Source organism: Tianweitania sediminis (genome assembly GCF_017813335.1).
Classification (GTDB): Bacteria; Pseudomonadota; Alphaproteobacteria; order Rhizobiales; family Rhizobiaceae; genus Tianweitania; species Tianweitania sediminis.
Window position 1 is genome coordinate 68959 of the sequence record NZ_JAGIYY010000007.1, and the last position, 26929, is coordinate 95887.

At 62.5% G+C, this 26929-nt stretch carries 25 protein-coding genes and 1 pseudogene; 7 read left to right on the forward strand and 19 right to left on the reverse strand.

Going from position 1 to position 26929, the window contains the following annotated elements:
* Positions 1 to 4: 4 nt before the first annotated feature.
* Positions 5 to 1438, forward strand: a complete 1434-nt coding sequence (locus J5Y06_RS17105; RefSeq protein ID WP_209336405.1) for an NAD-dependent succinate-semialdehyde dehydrogenase — start codon at positions 5 to 7, stop codon at positions 1436 to 1438.
* A gap of 62 nt (positions 1439 to 1500) precedes the next feature.
* Here J5Y06_RS17105 and J5Y06_RS17110 read toward each other — a convergent pair whose 3' ends face one another.
* From J5Y06_RS17110 to J5Y06_RS17170, 13 genes are all read right to left on the reverse strand, one after another.
* On the reverse strand, positions 1501 to 2217 hold the full coding sequence (locus tag J5Y06_RS17110) for an ABC transporter ATP-binding protein (protein WP_209336406.1): 717 nt from the start codon (positions 2215 to 2217) through the stop codon (positions 1501 to 1503).
* Positions 2214 to 2957 (reverse strand): ABC transporter ATP-binding protein, encoded by a 744-nt coding sequence (locus J5Y06_RS17115; RefSeq protein ID WP_209336407.1) that lies wholly within the window; start codon positions 2955 to 2957, stop codon positions 2214 to 2216. Before J5Y06_RS17115 ends, J5Y06_RS17110 begins: the two co-directional genes overlap by 4 nt.
* A complete protein-coding gene (locus J5Y06_RS17120) occupies positions 2950 to 3969 on the reverse strand; it encodes a branched-chain amino acid ABC transporter permease (protein WP_209336408.1) in 1020 nt (339 codons plus the stop codon). The genes J5Y06_RS17115 and J5Y06_RS17120 overlap by 8 nt, the downstream gene beginning before the upstream one ends.
* Positions 3966 to 4865: a branched-chain amino acid ABC transporter permease gene (locus J5Y06_RS17125; protein WP_209336409.1), complete on the reverse strand. Its 900-nt coding sequence runs from the start codon at positions 4863 to 4865 to the stop codon at positions 3966 to 3968. The genes J5Y06_RS17120 and J5Y06_RS17125 overlap by 4 nt, the downstream gene beginning before the upstream one ends.
* A gap of 53 nt (positions 4866 to 4918) precedes the next feature.
* A complete protein-coding gene (locus tag J5Y06_RS17130; protein WP_209336410.1) occupies positions 4919 to 6196 on the reverse strand; it encodes an ABC transporter substrate-binding protein in 1278 nt (425 codons plus the stop codon).
* A gap of 211 nt (positions 6197 to 6407) precedes the next feature.
* Positions 6408 to 7628 carry an alpha-hydroxy acid oxidase gene (locus J5Y06_RS17135; RefSeq protein ID WP_245248017.1) on the reverse strand — a complete coding sequence of 407 codons (1221 nt, stop codon included), beginning with the start codon at positions 7626 to 7628 and terminating at the stop codon, positions 6408 to 6410.
* Entirely contained in the window at positions 7594 to 7899 is a 306-nt protein-coding gene (locus J5Y06_RS17140) for a DUF1330 domain-containing protein (protein ID WP_209336411.1), read from the reverse strand. Before J5Y06_RS17140 ends, J5Y06_RS17135 begins: the two co-directional genes overlap by 35 nt.
* 48 nt (positions 7900 to 7947) lie before the next feature.
* Positions 7948 to 8712, reverse strand: coding sequence for an SDR family NAD(P)-dependent oxidoreductase (locus J5Y06_RS17145; RefSeq protein ID WP_209336412.1), 765 nt, complete (start codon positions 8710 to 8712; stop codon positions 7948 to 7950).
* Between the two features lie 13 nt (positions 8713 to 8725).
* Positions 8726 to 9496 carry an SDR family NAD(P)-dependent oxidoreductase gene (locus J5Y06_RS17150; protein ID WP_209336413.1) on the reverse strand — a complete coding sequence of 257 codons (771 nt, stop codon included), beginning with the start codon at positions 9494 to 9496 and terminating at the stop codon, positions 8726 to 8728.
* Positions 9497 to 9533: 37 nt separating this feature from the next.
* The gene (locus tag J5Y06_RS17155; RefSeq protein ID WP_209336414.1) at positions 9534 to 10313 is read right to left on the reverse strand and encodes a fumarylacetoacetate hydrolase family protein; all 780 of its coding nucleotides are present in this window, start codon (positions 10311 to 10313) and stop codon (positions 9534 to 9536) included.
* A gap of 61 nt (positions 10314 to 10374) precedes the next feature.
* Complete coding sequence (locus J5Y06_RS17160; RefSeq protein WP_209336415.1) at positions 10375 to 12030, reverse strand: thiamine pyrophosphate-binding protein; 1656 nt, start codon at positions 12028 to 12030, stop codon at positions 10375 to 10377.
* 319 nt (positions 12031 to 12349) lie between these two features.
* On the reverse strand, positions 12350 to 13126 hold the full coding sequence (locus tag J5Y06_RS17165) for an enoyl-CoA hydratase/isomerase family protein (RefSeq protein ID WP_209336416.1): 777 nt from the start codon (positions 13124 to 13126) through the stop codon (positions 12350 to 12352).
* Positions 13123 to 14304 carry an acyl-CoA dehydrogenase family protein gene (locus tag J5Y06_RS17170; protein WP_209336417.1) on the reverse strand — a complete coding sequence of 394 codons (1182 nt, stop codon included), beginning with the start codon at positions 14302 to 14304 and terminating at the stop codon, positions 13123 to 13125. Before J5Y06_RS17170 ends, J5Y06_RS17165 begins: the two co-directional genes overlap by 4 nt.
* Before the next feature lie 117 nt (positions 14305 to 14421).
* On the opposite strand from J5Y06_RS17170, the gene J5Y06_RS17175 reads away from it, so the two are divergent.
* The 3 genes and pseudogenes from J5Y06_RS17175 (at position 14422) to J5Y06_RS17185 (ending at position 16925) form a co-directional block, all read left to right on the forward strand.
* The gene (locus J5Y06_RS17175) at positions 14422 to 14988 is read left to right on the forward strand and encodes a CoA transferase (protein WP_245248046.1); all 567 of its coding nucleotides are present in this window, start codon (positions 14422 to 14424) and stop codon (positions 14986 to 14988) included.
* Positions 14874 to 15419 (forward strand): annotated as a pseudogene (locus tag J5Y06_RS17180) (membrane-bound PQQ-dependent dehydrogenase, glucose/quinate/shikimate family); the annotation flags it as partial. The gene J5Y06_RS17175 and the pseudogene J5Y06_RS17180, both read left to right, overlap by 115 nt.
* A gap of 78 nt (positions 15420 to 15497) precedes the next feature.
* A complete protein-coding gene (locus tag J5Y06_RS17185; protein ID WP_209336419.1) occupies positions 15498 to 16925 on the forward strand; it encodes an MFS transporter in 1428 nt (475 codons plus the stop codon).
* Positions 16926 to 17162: 237 nt separating this feature from the next.
* Here J5Y06_RS17185 and scpB read toward each other — a convergent pair whose 3' ends face one another.
* Together scpB and J5Y06_RS17195 are read right to left on the reverse strand one after the other, a co-directional pair.
* Positions 17163 to 17876 (reverse strand): SMC-Scp complex subunit ScpB, encoded by a 714-nt coding sequence (gene scpB / locus J5Y06_RS17190; RefSeq protein ID WP_209336420.1) that lies wholly within the window; start codon positions 17874 to 17876, stop codon positions 17163 to 17165.
* Positions 17877 to 17881: 5 nt separating this feature from the next.
* A complete protein-coding gene (locus J5Y06_RS17195) occupies positions 17882 to 18898 on the reverse strand; it encodes a DUF1403 family protein (protein ID WP_209336421.1) in 1017 nt (338 codons plus the stop codon).
* A 126-nt stretch (positions 18899 to 19024) separates the two neighbouring features.
* Here J5Y06_RS17195 and J5Y06_RS17200 point away from each other — a divergent pair, with 126 nt between their 5' ends.
* The 3 genes from J5Y06_RS17200 to J5Y06_RS17210 all read left to right on the forward strand — a co-directional run bounded on the left by J5Y06_RS17200 (position 19025) and on the right by J5Y06_RS17210 (position 22911).
* Complete coding sequence (locus J5Y06_RS17200; protein WP_209336422.1) at positions 19025 to 20257, forward strand: site-specific integrase; 1233 nt, start codon at positions 19025 to 19027, stop codon at positions 20255 to 20257.
* Positions 20258 to 20643: 386 nt separating this feature from the next.
* The gene (locus J5Y06_RS17205; RefSeq protein WP_209336423.1) at positions 20644 to 21732 is read left to right on the forward strand and encodes a hypothetical protein; all 1089 of its coding nucleotides are present in this window, start codon (positions 20644 to 20646) and stop codon (positions 21730 to 21732) included.
* Between the two features lie 9 nt (positions 21733 to 21741).
* Positions 21742 to 22911 (forward strand): site-specific integrase, encoded by a 1170-nt coding sequence (locus J5Y06_RS17210; RefSeq protein WP_209336424.1) that lies wholly within the window; start codon positions 21742 to 21744, stop codon positions 22909 to 22911.
* Between the two features lie 22 nt (positions 22912 to 22933).
* On the opposite strand, the gene J5Y06_RS17215 is transcribed toward J5Y06_RS17210, so the two are convergent.
* The 4 genes from J5Y06_RS17215 to repC all read right to left on the reverse strand — a co-directional run bounded on the left by J5Y06_RS17215 (position 22934) and on the right by repC (position 26917).
* On the reverse strand, positions 22934 to 23416 hold the full coding sequence (locus tag J5Y06_RS17215; protein WP_209336425.1) for an RES family NAD+ phosphorylase: 483 nt from the start codon (positions 23414 to 23416) through the stop codon (positions 22934 to 22936).
* A complete protein-coding gene (locus J5Y06_RS17220; RefSeq protein WP_209336426.1) occupies positions 23413 to 23844 on the reverse strand; it encodes an antitoxin Xre-like helix-turn-helix domain-containing protein in 432 nt (143 codons plus the stop codon). The genes J5Y06_RS17215 and J5Y06_RS17220 overlap by 4 nt, the downstream gene beginning before the upstream one ends.
* 66 nt (positions 23845 to 23910) lie before the next feature.
* Positions 23911 to 25401, reverse strand: a complete 1491-nt coding sequence (locus J5Y06_RS17225; protein WP_209336427.1) for a replicative DNA helicase — start codon at positions 25399 to 25401, stop codon at positions 23911 to 23913.
* A gap of 163 nt (positions 25402 to 25564) precedes the next feature.
* Entirely contained in the window at positions 25565 to 26917 is a 1353-nt protein-coding gene (gene repC / locus J5Y06_RS17230; protein ID WP_209336428.1) for a plasmid replication protein RepC, read from the reverse strand.
* Positions 26918 to 26929 lie beyond the last annotated feature (12 nt).

The following is a 26929-nucleotide window of genomic DNA, read 5'->3' on the forward strand; positions in this document are numbered from 1 at the left end:
TGCCATGACCACCACTCCGACCAACCTCTCGCTCTTCGTCGCGGGCGAATGGCGCAACGAAGGCCGACATCTGGAACCCGTGATCAATCCGGCAACGGGCGAGACCATCGCGCTTGTCCCTTACGCAACGGTGCAGGATCTGGACGATGCGCTGGAAGCGGCGAAGAACGGTTTTGAAGTCTGGCGCCGCGTTACGGCTTTCGAGCGCTCGAAGGTGCTGCGCAAGGCAGCCGACATCATCCGCAGCAAGGCGGAAGCCATCGCAACGCTGATGACCAGGGAACAGGGCAAGCCGCTTCCGGAATCGCGCATCGAGGTTGCCGTTGCAGCCGATACATTCGACTGGTTTGCCGAAGAGGGCCGCCGCGCCTATGGCCGCGTCATCCCCGCGCGCAACCAGAACCAGCGGCAACTGACGATCCGCCAGCCGGTCGGACCTGTTGCCGCCTTCGCCCCCTGGAACTTCCCCGCGATGGGCCCGGCGCGCAAAATCGCAGCCGCCCTCGCCGCCGGATGCTCCTGCATCGTCAAGCCGTCCGAAGAAGTTCCGATGACCGCAATTGCGATTGCGGAAGCGCTGGAACAGGCAGGTCTGCCCGCCGGCGTGCTGTCGATGGTGTTCGGCGTTCCGTCGCAAATCTCGACGCATCTGATCGCTTCGCCGATCATCGCCAAGATCACCTTTACGGGCTCCACCGCTGTCGGCAAGCAACTCGCCAAGCTTGCTGCGGAGGGCGTCAAGCGCAACACGATGGAACTCGGCGGCCACGCTCCCGTGCTGGTTTTCGACGACGTGGATATCGATCAGGTGGTGAAGACGGTAGTGGCCGGCAAGTATCGCAATGCCGGTCAGGTCTGCATCTCCCCCACCCGCTTCTACGTGCAGGAAACCGCGCATGAGCGATTTGCGGACGCATTCGCCAACGCCGCATCGCAACTGGCCGTCGGCAATGGCCTGGACACCGGCACGCAAATGGGACCGGTCGCAAATCCACGGCGCATCCAGGCCATGGACGAACTCGTTTCCGACGCCTCGTCACGCGGTGCGAAGGTGCGCACCGGCGGTGCGCGGATCGGCAATCAGGGGAATTTCTGGCAGCCCACTGTCATCAGCGATGTGGACACCGGCGCGGCGATCATGAACACCGAACCTTTTGGCCCGGTGGCGGTCGTTAATCCGTTCAGCGACATTGACGATGCCATCGCACAGGCGAACAGGTTGCCTTACGGGCTCGCCGCCTATGCGTTCACCCGGTCCACGTCGAACACGATCATCCTGGGCGAAGCGGTGGAAGCGGGCATGATCGGCCTCAACACGCTGCTGATCTCGACACCCGAAGCACCGTTCGGCGGCGTGAAGGAAAGCGGCTACGGTCACGAGGGCGGCATCGAAGGTCTCGACGCATTCCTGCACACGAAGTCGATAAGCGAAATGTGAGAAACTGCACCGCGAAAAACAAAGCCCGCAGGATCTGCGGGCTTTTTGTCTTTTAGGCGGGTCTACTCTATTCCGAATATTTCTCGGGTCATCAGGGCTTCGTCGTCGATCTCCGAATCAGATATCCGGCGAATTCGTCCATTGATCATGATGTAGACATTTCGCGTTGTCTTCGCGACGATCTGAAGATCCTGCTCGACAAGCAGAACGGTCATGTCCGTGCTGATGGAGTCGATTGCGTTGTAGACGGCTTCCACGATCTGCGGCGCCAGCCCCTGCGAAGGTTCATCGAGCATCAGGAGCTTGGGCTCGGCCATCAGCGCCCGGCCAATTGCCACCATCTGCTGCTCACCGCCGGACAGCACGCCGACCGGACGGTTGTGAAGAACCTTGAGCTTGGGAAACAGCGTCAGCACGCGCTCCGTCACTTCATCGACCTTGGCGCGGTCCCATCGCAGATTGGCCGGCGCAGCGCATCTGCCGAGCTTCAAATTTTCCGCCGTGGTCATGTCGGTGAACAGGTTCCGCTTCTCGGTGACGAGTACGATGCCAAGCTCGGCGCGCTGTTCCGGCTTCAGGCTGCTGACGTCGCGCCCGTCGAAGGTGATGGTGCCGCTGCGACGGGCCACGAAGCCTGCGATTGTCTCAAGGAGCGTGGTCTTGCCCGCCCCGTTCGGACCGATCAGGCCCACCCGGTCGCCGCTGGAAAAAGCGAGGTTGATGTCCTGAAGGACGGTGACGACCGAATAGCCCGAGGAAACCCCTTTTAGTTCAATCATGACTTCTTTCCATCTGCAGCCTGGCGACCAAGATAGACGCGGATGACATCAGGGTTCCTCGCCACTTCCAAAGGTGTGCCGGCTCCGATCTTGTGGCCGTGATCCATCGCCACGATACGGTCGGCGAGTTCCATCATCAGGCGAACATTGTGTTCGATCCAGATGATTGCGATTCCGCTGTCCCGCAGCTTGCGCACCACATCCGCGGTGCTTTGCTGCTCGGGAAGGCTAAGACCCGCGAAGACCTCGTCCAGAAGCAGCAGTTTCGGCCGCAGCGACGCCGCGCGCGCAAATTCGAGCAGGCGCAACTGCCCCGGTGTCAAATCGCCCGGATCGCTTTTCAACTTCGCCTGCAGGCCGAGACCGACAAGCGTCTCTTCCGCGATCTCGGCCGATTCTGCCTTGGACTTGCCATGCGCGATCAGGCCGACCTGCACGTTTTCACAGACCGACAGGGACCAGATCGGCTGCGGGATCTGGAAGGTGCGCGCGATGCCCGCAATCGACCGGCGCCACGCCGGAAGTGCGGTCACATCCACATCGTTGAGCGTCATGCGCCCACCGTCCGCGACATAGATGCCGGCGAAGGTGTTGAACAGCGAGGTCTTGCCGGCGCCGTTCTGACCCATGATGCCAAGGATCTCACCGGCGTGCGCTTCGAGCGAAACCTTATCGACAGCGATCAGACCGCCGAACCGTTTGCTGACATTCTCAGCAACGAAAACAGGCGCTTCAGGCATCGGAGTGTTTCTCATCAAGAACAGCGTTTCGGGGTTTCGGGGAGAAGAGGTCACGAACGAACCTGAACGCGCCGATCAGGCCACCAGGGAAGAGCACGACGATGCACACCAGGATAGCGCCGTAGACCATGTCCGTCAGGCCGACCACGTCGGTCACGCCCACGCCGCTGCGGATAAGTTCGTGGATCAGCGTGATGGCAAGCGCTCCGAGGAACGGCCCCCAGAGCGTGCCCAGCCCGCCGATGACCGTTGCGATGACCGTCGCCAGAAGCAGCTCAAACAGGAAGACGTTGTCAGCCGTTACGTACAGCGAACTCAAAGCAAAGATGGAGCCGACGATGGCGGGCGGAATCGCGCTTGCCACCGCTACCGATGTCAGGATCCTGACCACCGGCACGCCGAGCGAAGAAGCGGCGCGCTCGCTGTCCTTGGCGGCAGCGATGAGCAGGCCCCATTTGCTCCGGGTGACCCAATGCTGGAGCAGCAACAGCGCGATGACCAGAGCAATGAGGGCGTAGTAATAATAGACCTTGTCGAGGAACGCGAAGCGCAGCGGGTCGTTCACGAACGGAAGGTAGACGCCGCCGAGCGAATACTCGTTCTCGAAGCCCCGGCTGAGCGCGCCGATGCCGTCCGCGAGCATCAGGGTGAGCAGAGCGAAGTAAAGCTCCGACACCTGCAGGCGGAAGCTCAGATAGCTCACGATGCCGGCGAGGGACGCGGTGATGACGACACCTGCAACGATGCCGACAATCGGATGGAGGCCGAGCTTGGCGACGGCAATGGCGCAGCTGTATGCCCCGATCGCGTAGAACGCGATATGCGCCATGTTGATCAGCCCGCCAAGCCCGCAGACCCAGTTCCAGCTGACGGCAAGCGCTGCGTAAACGGCAAAGCCGATGAGGAAATCGATGGTCGTCAGGTTCAGTGACGGCGCGAGCAGGCAAACGATGCCGACGACGATGATCGCGGCAGTGCCGAGGAAAGGATTGGACGCAGGCGTCATCGTCATGCCCTCTTTCCAAGACCGAGGTTGAGCTTGAGGTTGCCAAGGCCCTGCGGCACGAAGGCAATGAACAGGCCGACGAACAGGTATGGCACGGCGTTCTTGATCATGTTCGGCATGTAGGTCTGCGAGAATATCTCAACGAGCGCCACGAGGAAGGCCGCGATCATCGCGCCGCGCAGGCTGCCCAGACCGCCGACCGCAATCGTAAAAAACGCGATCAGGATGTATTTGTTGGAATCCGCCGGAGCCAGCGGCATGAACAGGACAAGCAGACCGCCCGCCAGTCCGCCGAGCGCCGCGGCAATCGACACCGTCGCGATGCGCACGCGGAACACCCTGACGCCCACAAGCGCCGCGCCTTTCGGATCGGCTGCGGTGGCCCGGATCATCTGGCCGTAGCGGGTGTTCAGCATGTACATGAACAGGATCAACGTCGCGATGCCGACGATGCCGGCCGAAATTCGCCCGGAACTCAGATAGGTCGGCCCGAGCCTGACCGTCGACTGAGCGAACGGGAAGTGCGACAGCACAATGTCCGAGCCGAACTTGGTCAGCAGCGCGCCGCCGATGATGACGGAGATGCCAATCGTCCCGACAAGCTGCGGCAGGTGATCCCGCTCCAGCAGCTTGCGCAGCAGCACACCCCACACGAACCCGCCAAGGCAGGCCGACACCGCCATCGCCAGCACGATGCAGGCGATGGCGTCGAACACGGTCTGCCCGGTGAAGATGTTGGTGCTCGCCCAGTAGGTGATGAACCCGGCAAGCACCACATAAGCACCATAGGCGAAGTCGACCACCTTCAAGGTTCCCAGCACAAGCGAGAAGCCCACGGCTATCAGCGCATACATTGCGCCGACAACCAGCCCCGAGGCCAGGGCCTGAAGAAACAGCTGCATATTGGATCAGTCCTTGCGAATGACGATCGACGGTTGGCAGGCCGGCCCGAAGGCTAGCCCTTCATGATCTCGTCCCACTTCGGACGCGGATAGACAACCTCGGTCGTCGCAAATTCAGCCGGCAGCACCGCACGGTGCAGACCGTCGCGGATCTGGTAATAGGCACCACGGCTGACGGGATTGGCTCCGTTCTCGCTGATCTTGATGCCATCGGGAATGACGACGCCCTGATCGCCGACCTTGATGTCGAGCGCGGCCAGCGCGTCGCGCACCGAGTCGCGGTCGTTCGGATCTTCGGCGGCGCGGATGGCGGCAATGACGCCATTGAAGCCGTTGTAGCTGACGCCTGCCAGCGGATCGGGCAGCCGGCCGGTCTTCTCCTTGAACAGCTTGACGAAGTTCTGGCTCGCCGGAACATTGAGGTCGTGCAGGAAGGGCGACTGGCCCATGATGTAGTCCGCCGCCTTGCCGAGCGCCTGAATGAATTCGAGGTTCGGCATCGCGCCATAGACCGACGAAATGCCGAGCGGATTGTAGTCCTGCTCCATCATGGCGCGCACGATAAGCACCGCGTCCTGCGGGAATGAAATAACAATCGGAAAATCGATCTCGTCTGCCTTCAGGCGCGAGATGAGCGGACCGAAATCAGAAGCGACCGGATCGTAAGGGTAGCTCTCCACGATATTCCAGTCGACCGTGGTCGGGGCGAACTTCTGGAAGGCGCGATGATAGGACGGCCCGCCGAACTTGTTCTCGAAGACGAACGCCACCTTGTTCGGCTTCACGCCCGACTTGTCGATGATGCCTTTCGTGAACTCGAGATAGGCCTTCACCATGCCGTCAGCGTTGTTGCAGGTGCTGAAGGTGTACTTCAGCCCACGCTCGTTGATCTCCGGCGGCGTCGACGCCATGTTGATGATGGAGATTTTCTGGCGCTCGGCCTCGATGGTCGATTGAAGGATCGAGGGGCCCGCGACAAGACACGGCAGGGTGACGATCGCCGGGTCGCGGGAAAGCCGCGCGATCTCGGCAACGCCGACCTCCGCCTTGCTCTGGTCGTCCGCGAACGTCATCTTGATGATGCCCGTCCCGTCGCCCCAGATGCCACCGGCGTTGTTGATTTCATTGATGCTGAGCTCGAACGTGTTCTTGCCCGAATTTCCGAAAGCCGCGGCAGGGCCGGTCAACGAAAACAGCGATCCGATATGCACTTCAGCCGGCCGCTTGGATTGCGCCCGCAAAATTCCGGGTGCTGCCAGAGTGAGCGCGCCGGCGCCGGCGGCCTGCAAGAGCGTTCGCCTGTTGAGATTGAGTCTTGACGAGCGAGCCATGTCGATTCCTCCCAGAAGTTGTGATGACGGCGACCGCGTCGGAAGCCCTATCTTCCCGCGGTGTCCCCCCATAACTAACAGATGTTAGATTTTATTCAAGCGGATTCGAATCCCCATTCCAAACCCACCAACCATGATATTTTCTCCATGAATTCCAATACGTTCGCAAGCTGTCAGCTTGCCTTCACAAGCCGACGACATTCCAAGCCATCTACCGGAATCTAACGTGTGATGGGTTTAGATCGGAGATTGCGGCGGCTCCGAGCAGCGCCTGCGCAATGTCGATCTCGTTGCGTAGAACCGCCAGCGCGCGCTCGACCGCCGGTTGTCCCCCGGACGCAGCGGCGAACAGGGTCGGCCGACCGACCTGGACCGAATGCGCGCCCAGCGCCAATGCCTTCACAATGTCCGTCCCGGTGCGGAACCCGCTGTCGATCAGCATGGTCAGCCTTCCGGCGGCAGCCGCGACGAATTCGGGAAGCATCTCGATGGAGGACGCTGCGCCGTCGAGCTGACGCCCGCCATGATTGCTGATCACGACGCCGTCGACGCCGCTCGCAACCGCAGCTTCGACATGGGAAGGATCGAGCATTCCCTTGACCACGAAGGCGCGCGGCCAGAGGTCCCGCAACTCCCGGATGTAATCCCAGTCCACGCCCGGATCGAGCTGTTTCTGGAGAACGGCTGCGATGGTCGGCGCTTCCTGAAGACCGAACGCCTCGCTCAGAAGCTCCATCTTGGGAGCGCCGTTGCGCATCATCCGCCACAGCCATCCCGGCCTTGTCGCGACGTTCCACAGCTTGCCCGGCGTCCACTTGAAGGGAATGGAGAAACCGTTGCGGCTGTCGCGCAGCCGGGTTCCCGGAATCGGATTGTCGACCGCAATTTCTATAACCTCGAAATCCAGCGAGGCGGCTTTGCGGACCATTGCCTTGCTGATTTCGCGATCGCGAAACGCATAGAGCTGGAACCACTTGCGACCGTCACCCGCGCGCGCCACGTCTTCCATGGTGGCCGAGGCGGCGGTGCTCATGACATAGGGTATCCCCGCCTTGCCGGCCGCGCGCGCCAGCACCAGTTCGCCCTGCGGCCACGCCACGCTGACGAGGCCGGTGGGCCCGATGATGAGCGGCATAGCGTAGGTCTGGCCGAAAAGCGTCACCGACTGATCGCGCGTAGCCACATTGACCGGAGCCGAGGCTACCAGCTTGACCCTGTCCAGCGCGGCGCGATTCTCGCGCAGGGTGGCTTCCATTCCCGATCCGCCATCGATGAAATCGAACACCATTTTAGGCAGGCTGGATTGCGCAATCCGCCTGAAATCCTCAATGCAATGTGCTTTCTCGTATCGCGCCATCGGCTGAAATCCAGGGCATGAGAGGAAGGTATTGAGCGGGCTAAGGAACGGGCTTTTCGAGCGCTTCGACGACAAACAGGTCGCCGTCGCAGGCCGCCATCCTGATTGCGCGCAGAGCGGTATATTCTTCCGAATCGTACCATTCCTTGGCCCTGTCGAAGGACGGGAACTCGATCAGGACGACCCGGCTGCGGGGCTCCGCGCCCTCCAGCGACTCCTGGCGACCGCCACGCACGAGCATGCGTCCGCCGAACCGGCCGACGGAGAGCGGGGCCCTTTCCCGGTATTCCGCGATCGCGTCCGGATCGGCGTGATCGACCTGCGCCACGATGTATGCTTTAGCCATGCGCCTGTTCCTCCCTGCGCCTCATTTCGTCGCCTGCCTGTAACGGCCTCAGCCCGCGCAAACGCCTCCGTCGACGGAGAACATCGCCCCCGTGACCGCGCTCGCTCCTCGCGAGACCAGAAAGGCCGCAACGCTGGCGACTTCGTCCGGCTGGATCAGCCGCTGCAGGGGTATTCCGGTCCGAAACCGGTCATGAAACGCTTCCGGCGATTCAGCGGCAGCAACCGCCTCGCGAAATAGCGGCGTGTCCGTCGGGCCGGGCGCCACGCCGTTCACACGGATTCCTTCAGGGGCCAGTTCAAGCGCAAGCGCCTTCACAAATCCGGCAATGCCATGCTTGGTCAACGCGTATGCCGTGAAGCGCGGCCTTCCCTTCGAAGACTGCACGGAGCCTGTGAAAAGGATGGAACGGTCGTTCGACGCCGCGTTAGCTCGCAGGGCGGGCAAGGCCGCCTGCGTCATCAGATAGGGTCCGACGAGATTCGTGCGGATGACCCGTTCGACCTGATCGGCGCTCAGGTCGAGTATGTTGCCCTCGACCAGCAAGCCCGCGTTATTGCAAAGCACATCGAGCTTTCCGAACCGCTCGACGGCGAAATCGACCGCCGCCTTGTTGTCCTCAAGCGAGGTATGATCGACGCGCACGAACGCCGCCGCCGCGCCGAGTTCCCGCGCAAGTTCCTGACCACGGTCTTCCTGCAGATCGGCCACGACGACATTTGCGCCTTGCGTGACGAAATGTCGGCAGATCGCAGCACCGATGCCGGATGCACCGCCGGTGACGATTGCGCTGATTCCATTGAGAGATGTCATGTCTCGACTCCGGTCACGCAAGGTCGGGGTAATAGTGCGTGCCGGTCCAGCCGCCATCGACGGGCAGCACGACGCCGGACACATAGGACGCTGCCTTCGATCCAAGGAAGAAGACGGCTTCCGCAATGTCTTCCGGCTGTCCCAGCCGGCCTAGCGGGGCCGTTCCAACCATGGCTTCGATCAGCCATTTGTTGCTCTGGATGCGCTCGGCGGTCCCGGCTGTCACGGTGATGCCCGGGCAGACCGCATTGAACCGGATGCCCTTGCGGCCATAGTCCGACGCCATCTGCTTGGTCAGGCCGATTACCCCCGCCTTCGCGGCTGAATAGGGCGCGCTGCCCCTGAACCCCGTCATGCCGAACACCGAGGCGATGTTGACGACATTCCCCTGCGGCGCGAGGCGATCCACCGCGGTGCGGCTCAGCCGAAACACGCTGCCGAGATTCAGATCGACGAAGAACTGGAAGTCAGCGTCGGAGGTGGAGGTCGCTTCCTTGGCATTGCCTTTGCCGGCATTGTTCACAAGGCAGTCCGCCTTTCCGAATGCGCTCTCGCATTTGTCGAATATCCTGTCCGCAGCACCTTCGGCAGCGACGTCGCATTCGAATCCGGCGAGACGCTCGCCCGCGCCTGCCTGCTCGTCCAGAAGGGATTTGAGGCCGGCACTGTCCTTTTCGGCTGCGAGGACGCGCCACCCGCCGCCCAGAAAGCGAATCGCGATGGCGCGACCGATCCCTGAACCCGCGCCGGTGACGATAGCTGTTTGTGTCGATTGGCCGTTCATCGATGTCTCCCTGAATCCGTGGCCCGTCAGCCGGAGCCTAGCTCTTGAACCCGACCCTGTTGCTCAGCGTTCCGATGCCCTGCACCGTCACATTGACCACATCGCCAGACTTGATTTCGCCGACGCCGTAGGGCGTGCCGGTCAAGACCACGTCGCCCGGCAGGAGCGTCATGATGTGAGAGAAGAAGCTAACCATCTCCTCGATCGTGAAGATCATGTCGGAGGTGTTGCCCTGCTGGCGCGTCTCGCCGTTGACGGTCAGGCTCACATCGACATTGTTCGCGTCCAGTTCGGTTTCGATCCACGGTCCGACCGGGCAGAAGGTGTCGAATGCCTTGGAGTGGCACAGCTGCACCATGTTGCCGCCCCTGGCCTGGATATCGCGCGCCGTCACGTCATTGGCGCAGGCGTAGCCAAGGATGTTGGCCTTGGCCTCCTCGGGCGAGGCCTTGTAGGTCTTCTTCCTGATGATGACGGCGAGCTCGGCTTCATATTCCAGCCGCTCCGACTGGCGCGGATAGTCGATCTCCGCGTTGTGCCCCGTCATGCAGGTCGCAGGCTTCAGGAAGAAGACCGGCTCATCGGGAATTTGCAGCTTCATTTCGTTGGCGTGCGAACGGTAGCTGATGCCGCCGGCGACGATCTTGGTCGGCTCGCACGGGGCAAGCAACGTCACCTGCGAAAGCGGCGTCAGGGTTCCCGTCGGCTGCAGTTCGCCATCGAAGGGCGAGCCTTCCGCGGTGCGAACCTGATCGCCCTCGACCAGACCGTAGGACGGGGTTGTCGTGGTCGCGCTGACAAAGCGGACGATACGCATCGTGTCTTCCTCCGATTGTTGCTGCCGACCGCACGTCTGCGCAGCACGTGTGTGTTTGAATCTACTCGGTCGGCGCCGGAGCGAACGGATAGTAGGGTGGAGGCGTGCCTATCGCCTGCATGTCCACCTCCACCATGTTCGGTCCGCGCTGGCCTATCGCCTCTCCGGCGATTGCCCCGAAGCGGGCTGGATCATCGACGCGCCAGTAGGGAATCTTCGCAAGGCCCGCCACTTCGGAAAGCGGCGGCGCGACGAGGTCGGTGTAATATCTGCGGCCCTTCGCCGTGGTGTCCTGGATGTGTTTGATGACGCCGTAGCCATTGTCGTTCATGACGATAATGGTGATGTCGAGCTTCTCTTGGATCGCGCTCCACAGCTCGCTGACGTTGAAGAAGAAGCCGCCGTCGCCTGTCATAATGACCGTTTTGCGTCCGTTCGCGCCAACGGCTGCGCCGACGCCGAGCGAAAGCCCCTCCCCGATGCCTGCGCTGACGGGATGGATGCTGCTTCGGGCAGCAAGCACCTCGAACAATCTGTTGCCCCAGGTCGTATTGCTGATAGTGATGTCGCGAACCCACAGCGCGTCGCGCGGCGTCACTTGGCGGAGCTGCTCAGCGAAATCCGCGTAGGGTCCCAGTGACTTGCGGAAGATGCGGCGGGCGGACGTTTTCAGCTCGGTGAAATCCTGCTTGAAGGCAGGCTCCACCGCGATCCGGTTGGCGATGCGTCCGTAGAGCTGGCCGAGGGTGTCGGAAGCGTCGGCGCACACGAAAAGCTTGTTGGAATAGGTGCGCCCGTTCGCGAGCGGATCGACGTCGATGTGAACGAGGTTCTCCGGCAGCTTGATTGCAAACTCGCCCGTTTCGTGGCCGCGCAAACGTGAACCCACCACCAGCATGAGATCGACGCTTTGGTAGAAGTCGTTGACAATCGGAATGCCGTGACCGCTGAGCGGACCGAGGTTCATCGGGTTGTCTTCGGGAACGATGCCGCGCCCGGCCAGGCTCGAAACCATGCCGAAGCCCAGATCGATAAACTTCTCCGCGACGTCGCCGGCTTCACGCGCGCCGTTGCCCAACCAAAGCATCGGCCTGTGCGCCTTGGCGACCCGGTCCGCCAGCGCGTCGAGTTCAAAGCCGGTTGCAGTGCGCGGCGGTGTCAGCGGCAGGCGGAAACCGTCCAGCGTTTCCGGGCGCGCCAGCTTCGCCTTCTGAATATCGATCGGAACCTCGACGCTGACCGGCCCGAACGGCGCGGTAAGCGCGTCCACCGCCGCCCGCGTCAGCACGCCAAGCGCCTCTTCCGGCGAACGGATGCGATAGGCCGATTTGGACACGGACTTGAGCATGCCGAGCTGGTCGCGCGCATCATGCACCATGCCGTTGTTGCGGTCGGTAAAGCGGCTTGGGCTCTGGCCCGTTATGTGCAGCAGCGGCGTGCCTGCAAATTGGGCCTCCAGCAGCCCCGGCACGGCATTCGCCGCCCCCGGCCCGGTGCTGGATATGAGCACGGCAAGCCTGCCGCTGGCGCGTCCGTAACCATCGGCCATGTGGCTCGCGCCAACCTCCGCGCGCGCCATCACGAAGCGGATGCGGCTGCGCCTGCCGATGGCATCGAGCATCGGAATGTTGTGTACGGAAACAATGCCAAACGCGACATCAACATCGCAGCCTTCCAGGAACTCGGCGACAAGGTCTCCGACGGTGTAGTCGGTCATGAAAATTCTTCCTCCCGGGTTCGCAGCAAGCAGCCCAACATCCCGCCCGGCATGGGTGGCATGTGAAGGCTGGGAAAGAGCAAGCGAACCTTATGTCTCTGCACCGGCGACCGGGTGCTGTGCGTCACAGCGCCAGTCAACTTAGATTCTAACGATTGTTCAAAATCAAGTTGATGTCAAGTGACCTGAAAACCCGATCTCATCGGATTTCAGGGAGGCCGTTCGGATTCGTTCGGCGCCGGGTGGCCGGTGCATGGCCGCCAATTCGTAGCGTGCCGTCAGCATTCCATAGCAGACACACTGCCGGCGCGCCCGCGACTTACTTGAAGGATGGCTTGCGCCGCTCCCGAAAGGCAGCGATGCCCTCGGCAGCGTCCGTTCCTTGCAGATGATGCACCACCGCATCGCATTCGAGCTGCAAGGCATCAGTCAGCGGCATTTCGGCGCCCGTGCGGGCCAGCCGCTTCATTTCCGACAGGCCGCTGCGCGCACGCACGCCAAGTTCGAGGCAATATTTCATCGCTTCTTCGCTCAGAGCCGCGTCGGATATCACATAGTTGACGAGACCGATGAGCCGCGCCTCCTCGGCTCCCAGCCAGCGGCCTGAGTACATCAGGTCGAGCGCGCGGCGCATACCGATGAGGCGCGGCAGCCGCTGGCTGGCGCCCCATCCCGGCAGCAGGCCGAACCTTGAGTGCTGGTCGCCGAACCGTGCTCCTTCGGCCGCGAAGCAGACATCCGCGGTGAGCATCAGTTCCAGACCGCCAGCGAGGCATAAGCCCTGAACCGCGACGACGACCGGCAGCGGACTTTCTTCAATCCGCGTCATTGTCTTATGGCCGAAGCTCATGAATCGTTCGACCGCCGCAGCGTCGTCCATTATGCCGGTAATTTCCTGCAAGTCCGCACCAGTGCAGAAATGCTCTCCCTCGGCCCGGATCAGGATCGCTCGAACCGAGGCGTCAGCCTCAAGCGTGCTGCACGCTTCCTGGATGGCTTCATGGGCGGCAAAGGACAGGCAGTTGAACTTGTCGGGACGGTTCAGCGACATGATCCCGATGCCGTCCTGGACCTGTATGATAACGGGTGCGCTCATTTGGCGGCTGCCCGGCGAGCGGCATATTGCAGCGCCACGCGTCCCACCTTTTCGCGGGCGATGACGAGCTTCTGGATCTGCGCTGTCCCGTCGCCGATCTGAAGTCCCAGGACATCATTGTAGCGCTGATGGAACGGAAGGCCATTCGTATAGGCAAAGTGACCATGCAGCAGCAGGCATTGGTGGATGATCTCGCATGTTACCTTCGGCACATACCATTTGCACATTGCCGCTTCCGCCGTGTGCGGGCGCCCGGCGTCGCGCAGCGCAAGCGTATGGTAGCAGAGCTGGCGCATCATCGTCAGTTGCGTTTCGGCTTCGGCGAGCGGAAAGCTCACCCCCTGATACTGGATGATCGGCGCGCCGAACGCCTGCCGCTCCTGCGTATAGGCCCAGCTCTCATCCACAGATGCCTGACCCGGCCCGACGCATTCCAGCCCGATCAACGCGCGGCTGTAGTCGAAACCGGCCATGATCGTCCCGAAGGCGCGATCCTGCTCGGCCATGATGCATTCCGCAGGCACATGCACGTCGTCGAAGAACAGCGAGCCGCGCCCGACTGGCCGCGTGCCGATATCATCGAGATGCGTTCGGGTGACGCCCTTGGAATTGAGGTCGACGAAGAAGGCGCTGACGCCCCGCGATCCCCCCGCAGGATCGCCGCTGCGCGCAAAGACCACGGCGGCGTCGGCCTGCGTGGAAAAGCTGATCGAGGTTTTCTCGCCGTTCAGCCGCCAGCCGTCCGGTGCCTTTTCGGCGCGCAATTGCAGGTTGGCTGCATCCGATCCACCGCCGGGCTCGGTCAGCCCAAGAGCGATGATCTTGTCGCCGGAAATGACCTGTGGCGCCCATTCGCGCGCAATGTCGGGCGAAGCATATTTCGCCACCATGCCCGCCATCAGCGAGGCCAGAAGAAGCACATAGCTCATGTTGAAATCGGCATAGGCGATTTCCTCCATGACCAGCCCCGACGTGACCGACCCTGCACCCAGCCCGCCGAACTCGACCGGAAGGTCCACGCCGATCAGCCCCAGCGCGCCCATCTCCTTCATCAGCGCGCGGTCCATAATATGGAGCTTGGCTCGCTGGATATAGCCTGACTGGAGACGTTCGCGCGCAAAGCGCTGCGCCGTCTGCCTGAATTCCTCCTGCTCCTCGGTGAAGAAAAGCTCGCTCATCTGTCTACTCCTCCAGGAATTCATCAAATCTGCCAGCTCGTTCACGGACCCGGAGGGCTTTCGGGAATCCGCGTTGTGGATCTGGGCCGCTACATCGCAGCGCCGCTTTGCGCTGCTATGCTGGCGGATCAGGGCGCGGAAGTCATCCGGGTGGAGGCCCCGCAGGGCGCATCAGACCGCGACGTGATGCCGATCGGCACGCCGGGTCGCGGCAGCCTCTATATGCAGGTGAACCGCAACAAGAAATCGCTGACGCTCGATTTCAAGCGGCCAGCCGGACGCGAGATACTTGAAAGGCTGATTGCAACCAGCGACGTGGTGGTGATCAACCTGCCCTACAAATCGCTGAACAAGCTCGGCCTCGACTATGAGAGCCTGAAGCACCTGCGCAGGGACATCATCCTGACAACGATCTCGGCTTTTGCCTATTCCGGCAACGACCGCAACCGGGTCGGCTTTGACGGAATGGGGCAGGCGCTGAGCGGGGCCATGTATCTGAGCGGAACCGGGCAGCGCCCGATGCGCGCCGCCGTGTCCTACATCGATTACGCGACGGGGTCTTCTGCGGCATCCGCATGCCGCAGTTCGTCATCCTGCTGCCTCGCGAGCAGGCCGACAATTACGGTCCATCGGCTGCCCATGACGGACTCGGAACACAGCTCGGCACGCCTTACGGCGCACTGAAGAACGGCTTCATGTCACCGCTCGGCGTGCCATGCCACCAGCCTCCTTACGGCACGATCACCGGCATCGACCTTAAGTCGCGCCAGATCGTCTGGCAGGTTCCGGCCGGAACGCTTCAGGATACGGGTCCGCTCGGCATCAAGACCGGGCTGCAGATTCCGATCGGAATGCCTTCGCTCGGAGGGCCGACCACCACGGCGGGCGGCCTCGTGTTCTATGCCGGCACGCAGGATTATTATCTGCGCGCGCTTGACGTGAAAACCGGCGAAGAACTGTGGAAGGGAAGGCTTCCGGTCGGCGCGCAGGCGACACCGATGACCTACGTATCGCCGGAGAGCGGGCGACAGTTCGTGGTGGTGTCCGCCGGGGGCGCGCGCCAATCTCCCGATCGCGGCGATTACATCGTGGCCTACGCGCTGCCGAAGAGCTAGCATCTTTGAAAATCAATGCCTGGCCGCCACTGGCGGTCAGGCCTCTGCCGTCATATTCCTGCTCGGGTATCCCTTGAAATGTCATCCATAGTTGCATCGGCCCCGGCGGGGGCTACTCCCGCCAATCCGCGTTCCCGCGTCGTTCTTGCGAGCCTGATCGGCACCACCATCGAGTTCTACGATTTCTATGTCTACGCCACGGCGGCAGTGCTGGTTTTCCCGCATCTGTTCTTCCCGGCAGGCAACGATACGACCGCGCTGCTGGCATCCTTCGCCGTGTTCGGCGCGGCCATGTTGGCGCGCCCGCTCGGCGCAATCTTCTTCGGGCATCTCGGTGACAGGCGCGGCCGCAAGATCACGCTGGTCGGCGCGCTCCTCACCATGGGCGTCGCCACCTTCCTGATCGGGTTGTTGCCAACATATCCGACCGCAGGCTGGCTCGCGCCGGCCATGCTGGTGGTGCTGCGCCTGGCGCAAGGCTTTGCTCTCGGTGGAGAATGGAGCGGTGCTGCGCTGGTCGCGACAGAGAATGCGCCAAAAGGCAAGCGCGCTGTCTACGGCACATTCCCGCAACTCGGCGCGCCCATCGGTTTCATCATCGCAAACGGGCTGTTCCTGGTGATCGCCGCCGCACTGCCCTCGGACGACCCGTCGCGCCCATCGCTTGCGTTTCTGGCGTGGGGATGGCGCATACCCTTCCTTTTCTCGATCATCATGGTGGCCATCGGACTTTGGGTGCGCCTCAGTCTCGTCGAGAGCGCAGCGTTCGAGAATACCGTAAGGAAAGGACAGATCAGGAAATTGCCATTGGGGTCGGTATTGAAGAGCCATTGGAAACAGCTCATCCTCGGCACTTTCTACATGCTTGCCACCTATGTGCTGTTTTACCTGATGACGACCTTTTCGCTGAGCTATGGCCGCGCCTCTCCTGCGGGCGCGGTTCCGGGTCTCGGATACGACTACACCACCTTCGTGCTGATGATGATTATCGGCGTTGTGTTCTTCGGCATCTTCACGCTGGTTTCCGGCCCCTGGGCCGATCGCTGGGGCCGCCGCAGGACGCTTATCTGGATCACTCTCGGGATCTTCGTGTTCGGTCTGCTCTGGGTGCCCATGCTCGCAGCCGGAAACGTCGGCGTCATGGCCTGGCTCATCATCGGCTTTGCGCTGATGGGCATGACCTTCGGCCCGATGGGCGCGCTGCTGCCGGAGCTGTTTCCGGCAAATGTCCGCTATACGGGTTCCGGCATCTCCTACAACGTCTCCTCGATCCTCGGAGCAGCGGTTGCGCCCTTCATCGCCGTGGCGCTCTGGAGCGCCGGTGGCGGCAGCCCGTTCTGGGTAGGCATCTACCTTTCGGCCATGGCTGTGCTGACCCTCATCTCGCTCCTGATCGGAAACGAAGGACGTCGATATCAACAGCTAAAATCGATCGTGACGGAGGGCGAGCCACTGACAGCCCCCATCAGGTTGGGATATTCCGGGCTCAGGTATCCGGCGCCGTAAGCGCCACACACCAGCGAACGCAGGGCGGGATCACGGATCGATCGAGACGGCGCCGAACGCAGCGCATCTGCGGCTTTCTAACTAGCGTCGCAACAAAGTGTATTCCCGACGTTCCCGGGTTGGCGCAGCAGACGTCCACCCGGGTTTACCCGGCTTGGGTGGCAGCGCTGCAAATTTCAGCCGTTTGAGGGACATTTGAACCATCTCGATGCCCGCCAGTTTGGTCGTCGCTATCATTCAGAACGTCTCGTCTCCAACGATATCGATCTTTGCTTCTTCTTCGTCACCCTCCTGGCCCAATAACCCGACCGGAATATCCCCTGTCAGCAGTTTCTCCTTGCTCAACAGGCCTGCATCTTCAAGCGCCTCGAAATCCGGCAGGTCGCGCAGCGTGGCGAGGCCGAACTCGAGCAAGAATTCTTTTGTCGTAACGTAGGTATAGGGCGCACCAGGCGTGGGACTGCGCGGCCCGGAGGCGATCAGCTTGGCGCCGCGCAGACGGCCGATCAGGTCGCGCGACACTTCCTTGCCAAAGAAGGAAGAAAGTTCTGCACGGGTAATCGGCTGGAAGTAGGCGATGCACATCAACACCAGAACTTCGGACTGCGTAAGGTCGGCTTTCGTCTCACTGCCGCCGACCGCCGCCCGGATCGCGTCGGCATAGGCGGGGCGGGTCAGGTGCTTCCAGCCGCCGGCGACTGCGACCAGATCGTATGGCCGGCCACGCAGTTCCTCGCGAATGTCGTCGATCAAAAGCTCGATGGCGCAGCCTTTGCCGACGATCCTCGCCAGTGTCTCGCGGCCGACCGGTTCTTGTGCGGCAAAGATCGTGGCCTCGACCCGATGCATCCATTCGCGCCAGCGCGCCTCCGGCGGCAGATGATCCAACTCTCGATCGAACAGGGCATCTTCGTCCGCCCTGCCCCGTCGTTTACGCGCCGCCTCCGCCATCGCCGTTACAAGCCGTAAATTCGAAAGGTCGGCCGACCCGACAGCTCGCGCACAGCGCCGAGTTCGACCAGCCGATCGAACAGGCGACGCAGGCCGCGGTCGCTCATGCCAGCGATTTTCTCGGACGCAACGATGGCGTCATCGGACAAAAGCTTGTCGACGACGGTATCGGCCGCCTTGGCCCTGAGTTTTGGCGAAACCGCGAGCAGTCGATCCGCGCGACGCCCGAGCTCGGCTGACAGATCGACGGCGCGCAACGCAGCACGCGCCTGCGCGGCAAGCAGATTTTTGATACGCTCAGCATCTGACCCAACGCTTGTCGCCACAGAGGCGGCTGCCAATCGACGCGAGCGAGCGCTTGTTCCCAAGGCTGCCTCGGCGCCGAACAGCGGCACCGCGTGGACCCAACCCAGCCGCTGCGCCAGTAGGGCGTCGGCAAGCCAAGCTCCAAGGGCGCGCCCAAAACCATGTCGTTCCGCAGTGATGAACACGCCGGTCAGCATGCCGACCGTTCCGGTGTCGGCACTGAGTTGCCGGAGATCATCCACCAGGTCACTGACCCCCTCCTCATCCGGGGCGCAACCTAACTCTTCGCGAACGCAGGTGAGGCTTTTCTTCGTCAGCAGCTCCTCAGCGGGCCGTGCTGCCAGTCGACGCCACGCAAGAAGCATGCGGCCGGCGGGCCCGACATCATCGCCGGGTTTCGTCAACAGCAGGGCGTCGCGCAGCGCGCTTTCATCCTCGACGCGGCCGGCCTGCTTGGCCGTTACTGCGGCCGCCAAAAGCGCCTGCTGCTGACGCCAGGCGCCAGCCCACCGCTCCTTCCGGCGGACCACCGCGTCGAGCGCGCCGATGGCGGCGCCCGCGGCGAGCGCCACGTCCTCGACGTCTTTTCCCGCAAGGCTTTGCGCATTCGGGATGTCCCTGCGTATCCAAGTCGGCACCGCCGACACCTGAGTGAGCGGGGCGACGCCGGTGAGCGTGCTGTGATGGCGTGGAGAAGATTTGGGACGGAGAATCATCGCGAGACAGGATGAATCATTGCGGCGCTTTTAGCAATGCTTTCGCCCTCTAACCGCCGCGCTTGTCGCCAACTCAAAACGAATGATAATGTTGCATTATCGTTCGTATTGCTCTTTATATAGAGAATGGCCCGAATCGTCGACCAAAACCTCGAAAATCGTACTCCGCTCGGCTCCGCTCGATCAGAGGAGACGCCCCCGGGTGTCGACCAGACCGCGGCGGCTGGCCCGACCGAGCACGATGAGCGGATCGCCGACGACCTGCCCGACATCATCGATGTCGTCCTGGAGATGGGCCGCGTGCCGGAAGAGCCGCCGGCGGACGCCGGAGCCCCCTCCCCTCCTCTTCCGGTCGTCTCGAACCCACGCCTGCCGGCGCACCTCGACGCGCTGGCCGACCGGGCCCGCGATTATGTCGAGGCGGCGAGCTCGGCCAACACGCGCCGCGCCTACGCTTCGGACTGGAAGCAGTTTGCGAGCTGGTGCCGGCGTCAGGGCGTCGAGATGTTGCCGCCGGATCCCCAGGTGGTCGGCCTCTACATCACCGCCTGCGCCTCGGGAAAGGCGACCGGCGACAAGACGCCCAATTCAGTGTCGACGATCGAACGCCGCCTCTCTGCGTTGACGTGGAATTATGCGCAGCGTGGCCAGCCGCTCGACAGGAAGGACCGCCACATCGCCACCGTCATGGCCGGCATCCGCAACAAGCATGCCGCCCCGCCCCGCCAGAAAGAGGCGGTCTTGCCCGAGGACTTGATCGCCATGTTGGAAACGCTCGACCGCGGGACGCTGCGCGGGCTGCGCGACCGGGCCATGCTGCTGCTCGGCTTTGCTGGCGGCCTGCGCCGATCCGAAGTCGTCGGCCTCGACTGCGGCCGTGACCAGACCGAGGATTCGTCCGGCTGGGTGGAGATCCTCGACAAGGGCATGCTGTTGCGGCTGCGCGGCAAGACCGGCTGGCGCGAGGTCGAGGTCGGGCGCGGCTCGTCCGATGCGACCTGCCCGGTTGTGGCGCTTGAAGCCTGGCTCAAGCTCGCGCGCATCGCCCACGGCCCCCTCTTCCGGCGTGTCACCGGCCAGGGCAAGACGGTCGGCGCCAATCGGCTCAACGACCAGGAGGTCGCCCGCCTGGTAAAACGGACCGCACTGGCGGCTGGCGTGCGCGGAGATCTGCCCGAAGGCCAACGCGGAATGATGTTTGCCGGCCATTCGCTTCGCGCCGGCCTTGCGTCCTCGGCCGAGGTCGATGAGCGCTATGTCCAGAAGCAGCTCGGCCACTCGAGCGCAGAGATGACCCGCAAGTATCAGCGGCGGCGCGACCGCTTCCGGGTAAACCTCACGAAGGCCTCGGGGCTGTAAAAAGCCCCCTCCCCTCCCCCGTTTTCGGCCGCCGGATAGTGGCTCGGGAGGGTGGGATTTTTACCTTAGCGCTTCAATTGAAGTCGGGAAGTAAAACCGACACTCGGTCGCCTTCGCGACCGGGCCAATGAGGGTTTCGAGAGGCAGCTTGCCGATGTCGTAAGCCATTGTTTTCATAGTAGCTGATTTGCGAATGTCAAGCTAGTCGCCATCTCACTTGACCAACAGGCTGCTTCTCTAGCGAATCTTTTAACTATCGATAATGACCTCTTATCGATAGTGATTGATTTGAGCACCCAAATCGTTCAGAATCGCGCTGATCATCGCCGCCGGCGCCGTGGAATCCCGCGCCAGACGGCCCTTCCCGGCCGAACGAGGCGTTGCGCATGTCCGAAACACCGATCCGCCTGCCCGATGCCGCCACGGTCGAAGCCGTGCTACAGAGCCTCGATCCGGCGTCGGCAGACGTGGATCTCGCCCCTGCCCTTTCGGCCGCGTTTCCCGGTTTCAGTTTCACGGCCGCACCTGTCGACGACTTTTACTGGCACAGCGCCGATCGCACGGTGATTGGTGCCGAAGGGGCACGCCTTGGCAATCACGAGACGTGGGCCAAACGAGAACTGGCCACCGTGGGGGGCGATCTCACAGCATTCTGGAATCGGCACCGCACCAGCGGATTCGGCTTTGCCGAATGGCGAGGCACGACCGTCTATGCCTTTGCACCGACCGGCCCGGGCGTCGCCGATTTCGTTCAGCTTTCGCTCGGCCGCGAGATCGAGGTGTTAGCCGGCCCGGTGGTTGATCCCGGCTACCGCCCCTGGAGCGCCGACGACCTTTTGGAGCCGTCCTGGGTCAAGCGCGAGCCTGTCACCGACGCACCAGTGCTCGCCGGCCCGGTCTATCGCCTGCAGCGGCGCAGCGGCCTCGTCCACATGCGCAGCTTTCTCGCCACCCGCAAGCGCCTCGAACGCGAGCACCGCGAGGCGCAGCGGCCTGAGATCGAGGCGCGCGTCATCCGCGAGGTCGGCCGCGACTACGTGAAGGAGACGCCGTTCCTAGAGCGCAATCCGGACTGGTTCTCGTTCGTGCCGCGCGAGAACCGTTTTTTCGCGGATTGGGAACGGTCGAGCGCATCGGCAACACGGATCCTCGATCATTGGGCCTGCGACATCAAGGATTACGAGGAGCGGGGCGAGCGCCATCTGAGCTTCATCCCGCGGCCGCTCAAGATGCCGGCCGAACGGCTTCTCGCCGAAGAGGGAATCTCCGTCCACCGGCTGATGGAGCGTATCGAGGCGATCGACGCCGAGATCGGCCTGTCCTTCGCCTGGTTTTTCCTGATGACACACGGCCATTGGGTCGATCCGGACGTCGGTGACGCGATTGCCAAGGGCTTGCGTACCGGCCGCGTGCGGCTGGCTGATCGCGATGCCGCGGTTCTGCTCGACTGGGCTGCCGAGCGATACTTGTTCTGAGCCGCCGCCATGGATGCCAGACTGCCAAAACCCCTTTCCGATGCAAGACACCGCCGCGCCGAGGCGCTCGACGCGCTGGATTCGGTGTTGCCCTTCGATCGGCGCGATTTCCTGGCCGAGCTGCTTACCGACGACGATGTCGCCACGCTGCGCCATCTGGCGACTGAAGGCATGGGCGAGAATTCTTTGCGGGCGCTCGCCTCCGACCTCGGCTATCTCGAGGCCTGGTGCCGCGCCGCGACCGGATCACCCCTGCCCTGGCCGGCGCCTGAGCCGCTGCTGCTGAAATTCGTGGCGCATCATCTGTGGGATCCCGTCAAGCGTGAGACCGATCCAAGCCACGGCATGCCCGAGGATGTGGCGGCGTCGCTCCGAGACGCGGAACTGCTGCGCGCCGATGGGCCGCATGCGCCGAGCACTGTGCGACGTCGGCTGTCGAGCTGGTCGACGCTGACCGGGTGGCGCAATCTCAAGGGCAAGTTCAATGCGCCCGGCCTGCGCCAAGCCCTGAAACTCGCTACGCGGGCCAGCGCCCGGCCGCGCGGCCGCAAAAGCCCCAAGGCGGTGACGGCCGATGTACTCGCCGCCCTCCTGCAGGCCTGCGCCGGCGAGCGCCTGGTCGACGTTCGCGACCGCGCTCTGCTGCTCACGGCCTTTGCCTCCGGCGGACGTCGTCGCAGCGAGGTGGCGTCGCTGCGCGTCGAGCAGCTGATCGAGCAGGATCCCGTTCCGGTCGACCCCAGGGATCCGGATGGCGCAACGCTGCCCTGTCTCGAAATCCGCCTCGGCCGCACCAAGACCACCGAGGCCGACGACGACAACTCCGTGCTACTGATCGGCCGACCCGTGCTGGCACTCCAGGAATGGCTGGAGCGAGGCGGGATCAGTGAAGGTGCGATCTTCCGCGGTGTCGATCGCTGGGGCCATCTCGAGCGAAAGGCGCTCACGCCGCAGTCGGTCAACCTAATCGTGAAGAGGCGCATCGCCAGGGCCGGGCTCGACCCAAAACTGTTCTCCGCCCACGGTCTGCGTTCGGGCTACCTTACTGAAACCGGACGACGTGGCATTCCCCTCCCCGAAGCCATGCAGCAGTCGCAGCACAAGTCGATCAGCCAGGCCTCGCGCTACTACAACGACGCCGAGCGGCAATTGGGTCGCGCGGCGCGGCTGATCACATAGACGTTTCCCGGTCCTTGCCGACCTATGTCCCGAACAGCCTGCGGTCCCAATAGACGGGCCGGTGCAGGCTCGCGGTGATCGACGGGAATTCCGGGTGATGGGGATTGATGAGGATGTTGCTGTCGAGCCGAGCGACGACGCTCGGAACGATCAGGATAACGCTTCGGCGCCCGACACACCAAGCCTCGCCGAATTGCCTGCTGACGGTCGCCGGCATCACGTCCCAGCCCGGCAGCGCGGCCGGCGAGAACATCTCGTAGCTCAGCCCACGCGGGATGGTGATTTCGACATAGTGCTGGTTGGGAGGCAGCCGGCCGCTGCCGTGAACCAGCTTTTCGAGCAACGCGGTCGAATAGCGCTCCGAGGCGTAGATGACCGGGCTTCCAGGCGTATTCCAGCGTCCTGGCGCGATCGTTGAGCCGGTCGCGTCGAAGATCGGATAGGCTCCAGCCGGATCCCCGATGCGATAGGCCGACAGTGTACGGTCGAGGGTCTGCGCTGTCACACAGCGCCGCCGTATTTTAGGCCCTGGAGGATATCGAGTACCATCTCGGCGCCGATCTCGTTCTGGATTACGACGTCGACAGGCCGCCGATCCTCGAGCATAGCGTGCGGCCTGAACAGGAAGTCGCGTGCCTCGTCCGCACTGCCCCAGACCTCGACGGCCAGATTCCAGACCCGCGCCAGCCGGGCCACACGCATGCCCTCCTCCGACGAAAGTCTAACGGCTCCGCGCTTGCGGCGCTCATAAGTCGCCCTTGGCACGAGGCGATACTTGAACTGACCGTCGGCAGGTGCGAGGAGCCGCGCTATGCGCTCGAGCGCATCGACCGGAAGCCCATCTTCGATCCGGGTGATGAGCCCGAATGGCGACCTCATCCCTTCCTTGCCGGGCAGGCCCAGCACGTCGGCGACGTTTGCGATTGCCAGCATGGTCCAATCTCCTTCTCAACTGAGACAAAATATAGTCTCACTTGATGTAAGCGGCAAGGGAAATGGTCACTCGAACCGTTCCGGCAGGCGATCGCCGTCGGCCAGGTCGAAGAAGCGGGTAAACTCGCCCTGGAATCCGAGTTGCACGGTGCCCGTCGGTCCGTGCCGCTGCTTGGCAATAATCACATCGGCCTTTCCACGAGCCCGCGCCATGGTGGCCTCCCACGTCAGGTGTTCGTCCGTACCGGGTGCCGGCTCCTTGCCGGTGAGATAGTACTCGTCGCGATAGACGAACAGCACCACATCGGCGTCCTGCTCGATCGAGCCGGATTCGCGCAAATCGGACAGTTGGGGCCGTTTGTCATCGCGCTTCTCCACGTCGCGAGAGAGCTGGGAAAGCGCGATGATCGGCACGGCAAGTTCCTTGGCCAAGGCCTTGAGGCCAGTCGTGATCTCGGTCACCTCCTGGACGCGGCTCTGTGACGACCGCTGGGTGGAGCCCTGCATGAGCTGGATGTAGTCGATGACCAGTACATCGAGGCCGCGCTGGCGTTTGAGGCGCCTGGCTCGGGTAGCGAGCTGGGCGATGGAGATGCCGCCGGTCTGGTCGATGTAGAGCGGGATTTTTCGCATCGTCTGAGAACAAGACACCAGCTTCTCGAAATCGGCTTCGGAGATCTCGCCTCGGCGAATGCGTGACGATGAAATCTCGATCTGCTCGGAGATGATGCGTGTGGCGAGCTGCTCCGCCGACATTTCGAGTGAGAAAAACCCTACTACCCCTCCCTTCGCGGCCTTCGCTGCGCCGTCGAACTGCTGGTCGGGCTCATGGGCGTCCGCTATACTAAAGGCAATGTTGGTAGCGAGCGACGTCTTGCCCATGCCCGGCCGCCCTGCGACAATGATGAGGTCCGAGGGCTGTAGACCGCCCATACGGTGATCGAGGTCACGCAGCCCGGTTGCGATACCCGACAAATGTCCGTCGCGCATGAAGGCGGCATTCGCCATGTCTATCGCGCTCTGAACCGCATCGTCGAATTTCTCGAAACCGCCATCGTAGCGTCCGGTTTCAGCAACTTCGAACAAACGCCGTTCGACCGCCTCAACCTGGTCGGCCGGCGACATATCTACGGGTGCATCGTAGGCGATGTTAACCATGTCCTCGCCGATGCCGATCAGCATGCGTCGGGTAGCAAGGTCATGGATCGCGTGGCCGTAGTCGACAGAATTGATGACGGTGACAGCTTCCGCCGCGAGACGCACGAGATAGTGGCCGATCGTGATGTCGCCGACCTTCTGTTCCGCCGGCAAGAATGTTCGCATGGTCACCGGGCTGGCCACCCGGCCCATCCGGATCAGGTCGCCCAGCACCTCAAAGATCCTCCGGTGAAGCGGCTCGTAGAAGTGGTCCGGTTTCAGGAAATCCGAAACCCGGTAAAATGCGTCGTTGTTGACCAGGATCGCGCCGAGCAGCGCCTGCTCGGCCTCGATGTTGCTCGGTGCTTCCCGATGGCGCGCTTGCGGTTCGGCCTCAATTTTGAGCGCTGCATTTAGCATGGCTTTGTTTTCCCTGGAGTGAAGGACTCGAATGAAACGCAGAATCGACAAGCACCAAAAATTATAGGCCAGATCAAACAGTTAGATCGAAAGCAGTACCTCGGCAGACCTTCAGCAGGACCGATGGGACTGGCGGCGCTCACTGCGAGCGCGCCGCCGGCCATCATTTCCACCCCTTACCCTTCATCGTTTTGGCGAGGGCACTGCTGATTTCGATCGAAGTGGGCTTTTCATGTCCCGCACCGCCCCCATCAGATCCGCCCTGCCCGCGCTCGGGCATCTCGACGGCTCCGGCCGCGCTTCCCATCCTCTCCATCCTGGCGTTCAGCAGCGCCATCACCATAGGCCAGACCGAGAATTGGTCGTTTCGGGCCCGTTCAGTCAGGGTTCGGAGATAACCGCCCTTGCTGTTGATCTGGTCAGCCCGCTGCAGGATTGCGGCAACGGTGACCGCAGCCTTGTCCGGCCCCATGACCTCGACGGCTTCTTGCCAGGCGCTCGGGCTGATGCCCATGGTCGGCCTAGCCACATCGGCGGCGGCGGCAAGATCTCGCCACATCCGAATTGGGCCGCTGCGGCTAAAATTGGCGATTTCCGGGCAGGCGTTCAGCACCACCCCAAGGGTCAGTTCGCGTTTTGGCAGGTTGCGTACGTTGTCGGTTTTCTCGGCGCTGCCGCTCGCTTCATTTATTTTTCCATAGCGATGTTCAGATTCATCGGTAGAATTAAAGTCTGGGTTTGAATTTTGTATGTGGCGATCAGAATGAGACTCATTGGCGTTCGAATCTTCTGATTTAACGAATGTTTCCAGCGTCTCATGCACATCAGCCCAAAGCTCCTCCAGCTCTGCGACGATAGCGTCGAGAACTTGTCGTGGCGGTGTGCGCGGTAGTCGGCTGACGATTGTCTCGTAGCGCGTCAGAAAGCCCCGCCAGTTGCCAGGAACACTTTCGTTGATGCCGGCATCGATCATCTTGACGATGTCTCGGCGACAGATGGTCAGGCGTTCCTTGGCCAGCTTGAAAGCTTTTTGCTCGGCCTGAGCAGCGGCCGCAAGGTTCTCGAACTCTTCGGCCCGCGCGACGATCGGCGACAGATCGAACCCATAAGCCTGCTCGATCTCTCCATTTTGGCCCTTACGAGCATAACGCTTGCCGTTCGGGCTGTCGCGCCGGATTACCAAGCCGCATGTCACCAGTACGGCCAGGTGCCGACGCAGCGTCGCCGGCGACATGCCATTTGCGCGTCGGATTAGCAGCTTGTTCGACGGAAAGACCACCAAGCCGCCCTGGGCGGTTAGCTCATCTCCCCGATGGAACGAAAGCAGCGCGTCGAGAATCGCCAGTGCGCGATCCGTTGCACCAAGTGCGTCCTTAGCTTCCCGGATGTCCCCGAACACGCGCCACTTAGAGACTGTAGCGTCTTTTTTGACTTCCTTAGCCGTGAGCTGGCTTGAAATTAAGCCAAGCGACATCGGCCGCGCCCCGAAGGGCGTCGTTGCGAGATGCGTAATCATGATTGGTCTATC